This window comes from Pseudomonas sp. SP16.1 (assembly GCF_052682975.1).
On the sequence record NZ_JBQYFZ010000001.1, the window covers coordinates 3,139,670 to 3,151,573 of the forward strand.

Annotated in this window: 11 protein-coding genes; 2 read left to right on the forward strand and 9 right to left on the reverse strand. The window is 69.9% G+C overall.

Features of this window, described 5'->3' with window-relative positions; translation table 11 throughout:
* Window positions 1-52: 52 nt before the first annotated feature.
* Window positions 53-1,270, forward strand: a complete 1,218-nt coding sequence (gene arsJ / locus ACUTAF_RS14975) for an organoarsenical effux MFS transporter ArsJ (protein ID WP_445580694.1) — start codon at window positions 53-55, stop codon at window positions 1,268-1,270.
* Here the strand turns inward: arsJ and ACUTAF_RS14980 are convergent, their stop codons facing one another.
* The 8 genes from ACUTAF_RS14980 to zwf all read right to left on the reverse strand — a co-directional run bounded on the left by ACUTAF_RS14980 (window position 1,271) and on the right by zwf (window position 9,243).
* Window positions 1,271-2,590: a hypothetical protein gene (locus ACUTAF_RS14980; RefSeq protein ID WP_445580695.1), complete on the reverse strand. Its 1,320-nt coding sequence runs from the start codon at window positions 2,588-2,590 to the stop codon at window positions 1,271-1,273.
* Between the two features lie 18 nt (window positions 2,591-2,608).
* A complete protein-coding gene (locus ACUTAF_RS14985) occupies window positions 2,609-2,839 on the reverse strand; it encodes a thioredoxin family protein (RefSeq protein ID WP_445580696.1) in 231 nt (76 codons plus the stop codon).
* A gap of 8 nt (window positions 2,840-2,847) precedes the next feature.
* On the reverse strand, window positions 2,848-4,200 hold the full coding sequence (locus ACUTAF_RS14990) for a permease (protein WP_445580697.1): 1,353 nt from the start codon (window positions 4,198-4,200) through the stop codon (window positions 2,848-2,850).
* Window positions 4,201-4,266: 66 nt separating this feature from the next.
* The gene (locus ACUTAF_RS14995; protein ID WP_445580698.1) at window positions 4,267-5,343 is read right to left on the reverse strand and encodes an ArsO family NAD(P)H-dependent flavin-containing monooxygenase; all 1,077 of its coding nucleotides are present in this window, start codon (window positions 5,341-5,343) and stop codon (window positions 4,267-4,269) included.
* Between the two features lie 89 nt (window positions 5,344-5,432).
* Window positions 5,433-6,296: an aldo/keto reductase gene (locus ACUTAF_RS15000; RefSeq protein ID WP_445580699.1), complete on the reverse strand. Its 864-nt coding sequence runs from the start codon at window positions 6,294-6,296 to the stop codon at window positions 5,433-5,435.
* 104 nt (window positions 6,297-6,400) lie between these two features.
* Window positions 6,401-7,072: a bifunctional 4-hydroxy-2-oxoglutarate aldolase/2-dehydro-3-deoxy-phosphogluconate aldolase gene (locus ACUTAF_RS15005; protein WP_445580700.1), complete on the reverse strand. Its 672-nt coding sequence runs from the start codon at window positions 7,070-7,072 to the stop codon at window positions 6,401-6,403.
* A 1-nt stretch (window position 7,073) separates the two neighbouring features.
* On the reverse strand, window positions 7,074-7,787 hold the full coding sequence (gene pgl, locus ACUTAF_RS15010) for a 6-phosphogluconolactonase (protein ID WP_445580701.1): 714 nt from the start codon (window positions 7,785-7,787) through the stop codon (window positions 7,074-7,076).
* Complete coding sequence (gene zwf, locus ACUTAF_RS15015; RefSeq protein ID WP_445580702.1) at window positions 7,774-9,243, reverse strand: glucose-6-phosphate dehydrogenase; 1,470 nt, start codon at window positions 9,241-9,243, stop codon at window positions 7,774-7,776. The genes pgl and zwf overlap by 14 nt, the downstream gene beginning before the upstream one ends.
* A 213-nt stretch (window positions 9,244-9,456) precedes the next feature.
* Here zwf and ACUTAF_RS15020 point away from each other — a divergent pair, with 213 nt between their 5' ends.
* Window positions 9,457-10,317 (forward strand): MurR/RpiR family transcriptional regulator, encoded by an 861-nt coding sequence (locus ACUTAF_RS15020; protein WP_397496632.1) that lies wholly within the window; start codon window positions 9,457-9,459, stop codon window positions 10,315-10,317.
* 60 nt (window positions 10,318-10,377) lie between these two features.
* Here the strand turns inward: ACUTAF_RS15020 and gpmI are convergent, their stop codons facing one another.
* Complete coding sequence (gpmI, locus tag ACUTAF_RS15025; RefSeq protein WP_445580703.1) at window positions 10,378-11,904, reverse strand: 2,3-bisphosphoglycerate-independent phosphoglycerate mutase; 1,527 nt, start codon at window positions 11,902-11,904, stop codon at window positions 10,378-10,380.

Here is an 11,904-nt window from a genome sequence, read left to right on the forward strand (position 1 = left end):
ATAAAGCGCCATCCACCCTACGGCCCATGCCGTTGATAGACAGGATTCTTCCATGCACGCTCTGTCCCGCCTGGCCCCCGAAGTGCGCCAGTACCTGCTGGTCACCGGCAACTACTGGGCCTTCACCCTCACCGACGGCGCGCTGCGCATGCTGGTGGTGCTGCATTTCCACAGCCTGGGCTACACGCCGCTGCAGATCGCCGCGCTGTTTCTGTTCTACGAGATATTCGGCGTGGTCACCAACCTGGTGGGCGGCTGGCTGGGTGCGCGCATCGGCCTGAACCGCACCATGAACCTGGGCCTGGCGCTGCAGGTGCTGGCCCTGCTGATGCTCAGCGTGCCGGCGGCCATGCTCACGGTATCCTGGGTGATGGGCGCGCAGGCGCTGTCGGGCATCGCCAAGGATCTCAACAAGATGAGCGCCAAGAGCTCGATCAAGCTCTTGGTGCCCGGCGAGCAACAGGCCACCCTGTACGCCTGGGTCGCGCGCCTGACCGGCTCGAAGAACGCACTCAAGGGCGTCGGCTTCTTCCTCGGCGGCGCCCTGCTCAGCCTGCTCGGCTTCGCCGGCGCGGTGCTGGCCATGGCCCTGGCGCTCGGCGCCATCTGGCTGGCCAGCCTGGCGCTGCTGAAGAAGGACCTGGGCAAGGCCAAGGCCAAACCCAAGTTCCGCGACCTGCTGTCCAAGAGCCGGGCGATCAATATCCTCTCGGCCGCCCGCCTGTTTCTGTTCGGCGCGCGCGACGTGTGGTTCGTGGTGGCCCTGCCGGTGTACCTGGCCACTGTGTTCGGCTGGGACTTCTGGTGGGTCGGCGGCTTCCTCGCCGTCTGGATCATCGGCTATGGCATCGTCCAGAGCCTGGCCCCGGCGATCACCGGCAAGCGCAGCGGCCAGGTGCCGGACGGCCGCGCCGCTTTCGTCTGGGCCGCACTGCTGGCCGGCCTGCCGGCGGCCATCGCCCTCGGCCTGGGCAGCGCGCTACCGGCGCAGGCCGTGCTGCTCGGCGGCCTGCTGGCGTTCGGCGTGCTGTTCGCGGTCAACTCCTCGCTGCACAGCTACCTGATCGTCAGCTACGCCCAGGAAGACGGCGTGTCGCTGGACGTCGGCTTCTACTACATGTCCAACGCCCTCGGCCGGTTGCTCGGCACCCTGCTCTCCGGCTGGGTGTTCCAGAGCTGGGGCCTGGCGGCCTGCCTGTGGGTGTCGAGCGCCTTCGTGCTGGCCGCCGCGCTGATCTCGCTGGGGCTGCCGCGACACCGGCCGGTCTGATCAGCTACAGCCCTCGGCGGCCCCCGGGTAGACCGGCGCGAAGCCGCCGCCGGGGGTGCGGAAGTTGGTGGTCTGGCCCTGGTACAGGCGCGCCGCCAGCCACTGCACCTGGCCCTGGTAGACGTAGGCGCGCAGATCGTACTTGAGCGCCGGCGCCGCCTCCGACAGTGCGCGCTGCCCCGGCAGCACCAGGGCCTGGGCCACGTAGTCGCCGGCCAGGATCTCCTGCCAGACCCGCTGGGTCAGCTTGTCGCCGCGGTAGGCAGCGCGGCTGCCATAGCCCGCGCAGGGCTTGAAGAACAGCTGCTTGCGCTGGCGCCACAGGCGCTCGGCGTTGCCCGGACCCACCGCCTCGGTGGCCGGGATCGCCGCCTGCAGCAGGGCGCAGGTGGCCGGTGGCACGCCGAGCCGTTGCAGCTCGCGGGCGTCGCCGAGCAGTGCCAGGTTGTGCTTGTCGGCGTACAGCGCATGGGCGCGCGGATGCGGGGTGAGCAGCACCGCGCCGTCCAGATAGGCCTGGCGCAAGGTGCCAAGCTCCGGCGCCTGCAGGGCGAAGTCGGTCAGCCGGTTGTAGACCAGGTCGATGGCCTGCTCGCCGTGCCACAGCTGGCCATCGCGCAGCTGCAGGTCGCCCGGGTCACTGATCACCGCCTGCAGACCATGGCGTTGAAACAGTTGCTGGAACAGCAGGAACTCCGGATAGAGGTACTGCTGCTCGGGCGCTTGGTCGACTATCGCGATGCTGCGCAGCGGGCGCGACTGCCCGGCCAGGGTCCATTCCTCGCGGAACATGGCGATGATCGCCTGCTCCAGCGCCTCTGCCTGGCGCGCCGGCGGCAGCAGGCGTTCCAGGGCCGGGCAGCAGGCGCGCTGCGCACGCGCCAGCAGCGCGTTGAGCATGGCGCCGCCGGCGTTGCTGTTGATCTCGATCAGACCGAAGCCGGTCTCGGTGACATGGAAGTCGTAGCCGAAGAACACGCCCCGCGCGCCGGGATCGTGCCGGGCGATGGCCGGCGCCCGCGCCAGCACCCGCTCGCGGTAGGCCGGCAGCGCCACCACCGCCTCGATGGCGGCGATCACCGCGGCCATGCGCTGCAGCTGAGCGGGGGCGACGAACACCGGCTGGGCGGCGAACAGGTAGGGACAGCGCTCGCGCAGCAGGCGGTACAGCTCCGGCCGGCCCAGGTTGCTTTCCAGCGCGGTGCGCAGCGCCTCGTCATCGAGACTGATGCAGAAGCAGCGGCTGTTCAGCGTCTCGACGCTCAGCCCGGCCAGCGAAGCCAGCTGCGCCAGCGGCGCCTCGGATAGACTCTCGCGCATTGCTCGACTCCCGCCCGCTCAGCCGAGCAGCGTCTGGATCTCGTCGCTGCTCGGCACCTTGCCCTCGACCAGGATCTCGTCGTCCACCGCCAGCGCCGGGGTACGCATGGCCCCGGCGTCGATGATGGCGTTCAGCTCGGTGACCTTCTCCACCTCGAACGCGAGGCCCAGCCGGCGCGCAGCCGCCTCGGCGTTGGCGGTCAGTTGCTGGCACTTGGCGCAGCCGGAACCATAGATCGTCAGTTTCATCCTCTGCCTCACATCAGTTGGCCATAGAGATAGCCGCTGAGGGTGGCCATCACCACCACCAGCGCGCAGTACACCAGGGTCTTCTCGGTCCCCAGCACGGTGCGGATCACCAGCATGTTGGGCAGCGACAGCGCCGGCCCGGCGAGCAGGATGGCCAGCGCCGGGCCCTTGCCCATCCCCGCCCCGAGCAGGCCCTCGACTATCGGCACCTCGGTCAGGGTGGAGAAGTACATGAAGGCGCCCAGCAGCGCCGCCAGCAGGGTCGAGGCCAGGCTGTTGTCGCCCACCGCCGCCACCACCCAGCTTGCGGGGATCAGCCCTTCATGGCCGGGGCGGCCGAGCAGCAGGCCGGCGATCAGTACGCCGCCGAGCAGCAGCGGCATGATCTGCTTGGTGAAGTCCCAGCTCTGCCCGACCCACTCGCGGCCCGCGTCATTCTCGCGGCTGGCCTGCAGCATCAGCCCGGCGATGCCGATGACCATGGCCAGCTCGGGCCAGGCGGGGGTGGCCACCGCCACCAGCGCGATCAGCGCCGCAATCAGCAATAGCGGGCGTGGCGACCAATGCCAGCGAAGCACCAGCAGCCAGCCGAGCAGCGCCGCCAGCAGCGCGGTGACCGGCCATTTCCAGGCATGGATCAGCATCCATGCGCCACTGTCGGCAGGCGCCCAGTTGGCGAACACCAGGATGCCCAGCATCAGGCCGAACAGGGCCACCACGTCGCCCAGCGGATGGCCGTCATCCGTCTCGCCGAAGCCCCGCGCGTCCCTGGTCGCCCGCGCCGCTTCCTCGCGGCGGTAGAGCAGGTGCATCGCCGCGCCGATCACCAGGGCGAAGCCGATCGCCCCCAGCGCCCGGGCGATGCCCAGCTCGGCCCCCAGCACCTTGGCGGTGACCACTATGGCCATGACGTTGATCGCCGGCCCCGCATAGAGAAAGGCGATGGCCGCGCCCAGGCCGGCGCCGCGGCGGTAGATGCCGCCGAACAGCGGCAGCACGGTGCAGGAACAGACCGCCAGCAGGGTGCCGGCCACCGAGGCGACGGTGAAGGCCAGCGGCTTCGGCGCCTGCGGCCCGAGGTGCTTCATCACCGCGCCCTGACTGATGTAGACGGCCATGGCACCGGCGATGACGAAGGCCGGCAGCAGGCACAGGATCACGTGCTCGCGGGCGTACCAGCGCACCAGGCTCAGCCCCTCGAGCACCGCGTTGTCGAAACGCGGCTGGCCCACCGGCAGGAAGAAGATCAGCAGAAACAGCGCGCACATGCCCAGCGCCAGACGCGCCTCGCCAGGCTGCGCGCGCCAGAAGGCCAGCAGGTGCTGGCCCAGGCCGGATGGTGCGGGAGGGTTGGGCGTCATGGCGCAGCCTCGCGGACGGAGTGTTTCCAGCTTAGTCCGCTAGGAGCCAGGTCCGGATGACCGGGATCAACGCTCCGCTTCGGGCGCCAGGCAGGCGAGGATCTCCTCTACCGTGCTGCGCGCGGTACGCGCGACGCCGATCAGCGTCGCCGAGGCCGCGCCGGTCCATTCGCCGTAGCCCACCAGCCACAGCGCCGGCTCCCGCTGCGCACGGGTACCGCTGACATCCACCCTGCCCTCCTCGTTGAGCACGCCGAGCGGCGCGAGGTGGCCGAGCGCCGGGCGAAAGCCGGTGCACCAGATCACAGCATCCACCGCCGACTCGCTGCCGTCGACCCAGACCACGCCGTGCTCGGTGAACCGCACGAACGGCCGCACCGCGTGCAGCATGCCGCGTTCGCGCGCCTCGCGCACCGGCGGCACCATCACCACGTCGCCCAGGCCACCCACCGGCTGCTCGATCACCCGCCCCTGCTGCTGCGCCTTCCAACGCTCGGTGGCGCGCTCGAACAGCACCCGGCCGTCGACATCGTCGGGCAAGAACAGCGGCTCGCTCGGCGTCACCCAGGTGGTCTCGGCCACCTTCGACAGCTCGGCGAGGATCTGCGCCCCGGAGTTGCCGCCGCCCACCACCAGCACCCGCTGGCCGGCGAAGGCCTGTGGCTCGACATAATCCGCCGAATGCAGCTGGCGCCCGGCGAACAGCTCGGCGCCGGGGTACTCGGGGACATAGGGGGAACGCCAGGTGCCGGTGGCGCTGACCACCGCCCGCGCCCGCCATTGCCGGCCATCGGCGGCGCGTGCCAACAGCCGGTCGCCGTCGCGCGAGAGCGCCTCGACCCACACCGGGCGTTGCACCGGCAGCCGGTAGCGCCGCTCGTACTCGGCCAGGTAGCTCAGCACGTGGTCGCGGCCGGGGTAGGTATCGGCCACCGGCGGCATCATCCAGCCGGCGATGGAGCTCCAGGTTGCCGGGGAGAACAGCCGCAGCGAATCCCAGCCATGGCGCCAGGCGCCACCAGGCCCCTGCTCGGCGTCGAGGATCAGGAACGACAGCGGCGTGCGCCGCAGGAAATAGGCGACCGACAGGGCGGCCTGGCCGCCGCCGACGATCAGCACATCGACTGTAGGGTTGGAGGGCATGCCCGGCTTCCCGAACTGAAGGAGCCGACAGCATAGGCGACTCGCGGCGGCCGGGTCATGATCTGCGGCAACTGCGGATATGTCTGGCGTCAGGGCGCCCTGACGCCGCGCGCCGCCTCGGCCAGATGGAACCAGGTCGGTGCGTCCAGCTGCAGCTCGGCGCCGGCCAGGGCCTCCTCGATCCGCGCCTCGCGCAGGCTGCCCAAGATCGGCAGCGGCCGTCCCGGCAGGCGGCGCAGCCAGGCCAGGGCGACTTGCATCGGCGTCGCCTGCAGCGCCGCGGCAACCGCCTCCAGCGCCTGCTGCAGCGCCGGGGCGAAGCGGCCGCCGGCCAGCGGCGACCAGGCCAGCACCTGCAACCCATCGGTCTGCAGCGCCTGCAGGCGACCATCCCAGGCGGCCTGCTGGGCGGCCAGCGACAGCTCGATCTGGTTGCAGCGCAGCGGCAACTCGCGCCCCAGCACCTGCCAGTGCAGCGGCTCGGCATTGGACAGCCCGATCCAGCCGACCTTGCCGGCCTCGACCAACGCCTGCAGTGCCCGCGCCACCTCCTCGACCTGCAGCAGCGGATCGGGGCGATGCAGCAAAAAGCCGTGCAGCTGCTCGACGCCCAGGCGCTGCAGCGAGGCCTCCACTGCCCGGGTCAGGTAGCCGGCGCTGCTGTCGTAGTGCTTGACCCGCCAGCGCGAAACGTCCTGCGCCGCCGGCACGATATCGGCCTTGCCGATCAGCTGCAGCTGCGCGCGCAACTGCGGACGCAGACGCAGCGCCGCGCCGAAGCGCACCTCGCATTCGCCCAGGCCGTAGATATCGGCATGGTCGAAGCCGTTCAGGCCGCGCTCCACACAGCGTTCGATAAAGCCCAGCAGCGCCTGCGGGGTATCCAGCTCGGCGCATTCGAGCAGGCGCATCATGCCCAGCAGCAGCGGCTGCTGCAGCGGAAATGCGGTCATAGGAGGATTCCAGGTAATCAGTGGTGCGCACGACGCACCCTACAGAGTCGGTGGCGGCGCGTGGCGATTGACCGTTGCCCGGTCGAGTCTGCGCCGCCGCCCTATCAACCCAACAACTGCAACGCCTCGGTGCTGCACTGCTGGATGCGCGCCCAATCTCCGCGTTCGACCCATTCGCGCTGGAACATCCAGGTGCCGCCGACGCACATCACGTTGGGCTGCGCCATGTAGCGCTGCAGGTTGTCCGGCGTGATGCCGCCGGTGGGGCAGAAACGCACGCCGCCAAAGGGGCCGGAAAGCGCCTTGAGCGCGGCGACACCGCCGCACACCTCGGCCGGGAACAGCTTGAAGCGGCGATAGCCGAGGGCGTAGCCGACCATCAGTTCGGAGGCGCTGCTCACCCCCGGCAACAGCGGCACCGGGCTGTCCAGGGCGGCCAGCAGCAGCTCGCGGGTGCTGCCCGGGGTGACGATGAACTGCGCGCCGGCATCGATGGCGGCGGCCAGCATCTGCTCGTCGAGCACGGTGCCGGCGCCGACGCACAGCTCCGGGCGCTCGGCGCGCAGGCGGCGGATTGCCTCCAGGCCGTGCTCGGAACGCAGGGTCACCTCGAGCACACGCAGACCGCCGGCGGCCAGGGCGTCGGCCAGCGGCAGGATGTCCGCCTCGCGGGCGATGGTGATCACCGGCATGATCCGCGCCTGGGCGCAGATGCGGTCGATCTCGGCGATGTGTTCGGCCATGCGCGCGCGCTGGCCTGGATTGGGGCTGGTCATGTCAGGGGCACCAGTAGATTTCGAGAGGGGAATGCAGGAAGGCGCGGATCGGCAGGCTGGCCACCTCGCCCGGCGCCAACGCCTCGGCCAGGGTGGCCAGCTTGGCCTGGCCCTGGATCGCCAGCAGCGGCAGGCGCGCGCCGGCCAGCAGCGGCAGGGTCAGGGTCAGGCGCTGCGCCGGCTGGCTCGGCGCCTGCATCGGCAGCACCCGGCGCGGGCAATCGGGGCGCAGCGCCAGGTCGAGATTGGGGTTGCCCGGGAACAGCGAGGCGGTGTGGCCGTCGTCGCCCATGCCGAGCACCAGCACGTCGATCGGCGGCAGTTCGGCGAAGGCCGCGTCGGCCAGCTCGGCGGCCTGCTCCAGGTTGCCGGCGACCCGGTACAGACCGAGGAACTGCGCCTCGGCGGCCGGCCCGCGCAGCAGGTGACGGCGCACCAGCGCCTCGTTGCTGCTGGCATGGTTGACCGGCACCCAGCGCTCGTCGGCCAGGCTCACCAGCACCTGGCGCCAGTGCAGCGGCTGCTGCGCCAGGGCCTCGAAGAAGGCCACCGGGCTGCGCCCGCCGGACACCACCAGGGTGGCGCTGCCGCGGCTGTCGATGGCCTGGCGCAGCGCCTCGGCCACGCGCAGGGCCTGGGCATCGGCCAGGCTCTCGGCCGTGGCGTGGCTGCGGGCGGTGACGCCCGTGGGCAGCTCGAGATCAGAGATCGCCATACCAACTCCTGCCGTCGCGAGTGATCAGCGCCACCGAGGCCATCGGCCCCCAGCTGCCCGCGGTATAGGGTTTCGGCGCCTCGCCGAGTTGCTTCCAGCCGGCGATCAGCTGGTCGCACCACTGCCAGGCGTATTCGATTTCGTCCTTGCGCACGAACAGGTTCTGGTTGCCGCGCATCACCTCCAGCAGCAGACGTTCGTAGGCATCGGGGATGCGTGCGCTGCGGTAGGTGTCGGAGAAACTCAGCTGCAGCGGACCACTGCGCAGCTGCATGCCCTTGTCCAGCCCCTGGTCCTTGGTCAGCACCTGCAGGGCGATGCCCTCGTCCGGCTGCAGGCGGATGATCAGCTTGTTGCCGATCAGCTGGCGCTGCTCCGGGGCGAATATGTAGTGCGGCGGCGCCTTGAAGTGGATGACGATCTGCGACAGCTTCTGCGGCATGCGCTTGCCGGTGCGCAGGTAGAAGGGCACGCCGGCCCAGCGCCAGTTGCGGATGTCGGCGCGCAGGGCGACGAAGGTCTCGGTATCGCTGCGGGTATTGGAGTTCTCCTCCTCCAGGTAGCCCGGCACCGGCCGGCCGTCGGCGCTGCCGGCGACGTACTGGCCGCGCACCACGCGCTGGCCGAGGTGCTCGGCGCTGATCGGCTCCAGGGCCTTGAGCACCTTGACCTTCTCGTCGCGGATGCTGTCGGCGGAGAGGTCGCTGGGCGGGTCCATGGCGATCAGGCAGAGCAGCTGCAGCAGGTGGTTCTGGATCATGTCGCGCAGCTGCCCGGCCTGGTCGAAGTAGCCCCAGCGCCCTTCGATGCCGACCTTCTCGGCCACGGTGATTTCCACGTGGGAGATGTGGTTCTGGTTCCACTGGGTCTCGAACAGGCTGTTGGCGAAGCGCAGGGCGATCAGGTTCTGCACCGTCTCCTTGCCCAGGTAGTGGTCGATGCGATAGACGCGGTTCTCCGGGAACACCTGCGCCACCGCGTCGTTGACCGCGCGCGAGGAGGCCAGGTCGTGGCCGATCGGCTTCTCCAGCACCACCCGGGCGCGCTCGGCCAGGCCCACCGCCGCCAGGTTGGCGCAGATGCCGCCGTATACCGAGGCCGGGGTGGCGAAGTAGGCGATCAGCTGGTCCTGGCTGCCGGCCAGCTCGGCCAGCGCCAGGTAGTCCTCGGCCTGGAGGAAATCCATGGTCAGGTAGTGCAGGCGCGCCTGGAAGCGCGCCAGCACGCCCTCCTCCAGCTCCTTGGCCGGCACGTGCAGGCGCAGGGCCTGTTCGATGGCGGCCAGGTGGCGCTGCGGCTCGCCGGCTTCGCGGGCCAGGGCGAGGATGCGGCTGTCGTCATGGAGCAATCCGGCGCGATCGAGCTGGTACAGCGCAGGGAACAGCTTGCGCAGAGCCAGGTCGCCGAGGGCGCCGAACAGGGCAAAGGTGCAGGATTCGAGTTTTATCGCGGCCATGATGTTTGTTCTTCTATCAAGATGCACTAGAAATACCGGGTAGCAGCGGTTAAAGCAAGAACAAATGTTGTAATAACAACAACATTTTTCCATTATGCGGATAAGCAGTGGTGGCCACCGGGCCTCATCAGTAGGATAGGCCAGCCATTTTTCCGCCCGTCGCCAGCGCCTGCCGCGACGGCGCCAAGCCTGTTAGGAGCCCCTATGGACCGCGTGCGCAACCTGCTGGAACAGATCCAGAGCCGCCTCGACGACCTGAACAAGGCCGAACGCAAGGTGGCCGAGGTGATCCTGCACGACCCGCAGCAGGCCACCCGCCTGAGCATCGCCGCCCTGGCCCAGGCCGCCCAGGTCAGCGAGCCGACGGTCAATCGCTTCTGCCGCTCGTTCGGCGTCAACGGCTACCCCGAGCTGAAGATGCAGCTGGCGCAGAGCCTGGCCAGCGGCGCCGCCTACGTCAGCCAGGCGGTATCGGCCGACGATGGCCCCGAGGCCTATACCCGCAAGATCTTCGGTAGCGCCATCACCTCGCTGGACAGCGCCTGCCAGTCGCTCGACCCGCAGCTGATCAGCCGCGCCGTCGACCTGCTGATCCAGGCACGGCAGATCCACTTCTTCGGCCTCGGCGCCTCGGCCTCGGTGGCGCTGGACGCGCAGCACAAGTTCTTCCGCTTCAATCTGGCGGTGTCGGCGCACTCCGACGTGCTGATGCAGCGCATGATCGCCTCGGTGGCGCACACCGGCGACCTGTTCGTGATCATCTCCTACACCGGGCGCACCCGCGAGCTGGTGGAGGTGGCGCGCCTGGCGCGGGAGAACGGCGCCTCGGTGCTCGGTCTGACCGCCGCCGGCTCGCCGCTGGCGCAGATCAGCACCCTCAGCCTGGACATCCCGCTGCCGGAAGACACCGACATCTACATGCCGATGACCTCGCGCATCATCCAGCTCACCGTACTCGACGTGCTCGCCACCGGCGTGACCCTGCGCCGCGGCGTGGACTTCCAGCCGCACCTGCGCAAGATCAAGGAAAGCCTCACCGCCAGCCGTTATCCGGCGGGCGAGGAACCGCTCTAGCGATCCAGCGACGGCGGGGCGGTGCGCATGACGCCCCTCCCGCCACGGGCCGACAGGCTCTTAACCGCTCATCAGCAACGACTGCCCATCCATCTCCGCCGGCACCGGCAGGTCCATCAGCTCCAGCAAGGTCGGCGCGATGTCGCACAACCGGCCATCGCTGAGGGCGAACTGCCCGGCCCGCCCGCTGACCAGGATCAGCGGCACCGGATTGAGGGTGTGCGCGGTATGCGCCTGGCCCGATTCGGCGTCGCACATCTGCTCGACATTGCCGTGGTCGGCGCTGATCAGGCACTCGCCACCGGCCGCCAGGGTCGCCTCGACCACCTCGGCCAGACAGGCGTCCAGCGCCTCCACGGCGCGCACCGCCGCATCGAAGCTACCGGTATGGCCGACCATGTCACCGTTGGCGTAGTTGCACACGATCAGGTCGAAGCGCCGCTCCCGGATCGCCTCGACCAGCCGCGCGGTCAGCTCGGGCGCGCTCATCTGCGGCTGCAGGTCATAGGAGGCGACGTCCGGCGACGGGATCAGGATGCGCTCCTCACCGGCGAACGGCTGCTCGCGCCCGCCGTTGAAGAAGAAGGTGACGTGCGCGTACTTCTCCGTCTCGGCGATGCGCAGCTGGGTCTTGCCCAGCCCGGCCAGGTATTCGCCGAGGCTGTTGTCGAGCGCCTGCGGGGCGAAGGCGCAGGGCCCGTCCAGCTGCTGCGAGTAACGGGTCAGGGTCAGCAGCCGGCGCTTGTCGACCAGGCGCGAGCGGGCGAAACCGACGAAGGCCGGATCGACCAGCGCCTGACACAACTGCCGCGCGCGGTCGGGACGGAAGTTCATGAAGATCAGCGCATCCTCCGCCGCCAGCGCGACCGGCTCGCCGATGCCGGTAGCCTTGACGAACTCGTCCGACTCGCCGCGGCCATAGGCCTGCTGCAGGCCGGCCTCGGCCGTGGCCGCCCGGAACTCGGCGCCCCCCTCGACGATCAGCCGGTGGGCCGCCTCGATCCGCTCCCAGCGGTTGTCGCGATCCATCGCATAGTAGCGGCCGATCAGCGAGGCAATGCGCCCCTTGCCCAGCGCATCCAGCTCGGCCTGCAGCTGCGCGATGAAGGGCCCGGCGCTCTGCGGCGGGGTATCGCGGCCATCGAGGAAGGCATGCACGTAGAAGCGCTCTATGCCGCGCTCGGCCAGCACCCGGCAAGCGGCGATGATCTGCTCGGTGTGGCTGTGCACCCCGCCCGGTGACAGCAGGCCGAGCAGGTGCACCGCACCGCCGCGGCGCCGCGCACCGTCGAGCAGTTCGACCAGCGCCGGATTGGCGGCAAACTCGCCATCGGCGATGGCCCGGTTGATCCGCGTGAAGCTCTGGTACACCACCCGCCCGGCGCCGAGGTTCATATGGCCGACCTCGGAATTGCCCATCTGCCCCTCGGGCAGGCCGACGGCCAGGCCCGAGGTGGCGATGCGGCTGTGCGGGTAGCGGGCGAACAGTGCGTCCAGGGTCGGCGTGCGCGCCGCGGCCAGGGCATTGGCCTCGGCCTCCTGGCGCAGGCCGATGCCGTCGAGAATGATCAGGGTTCGGGTGGCCAT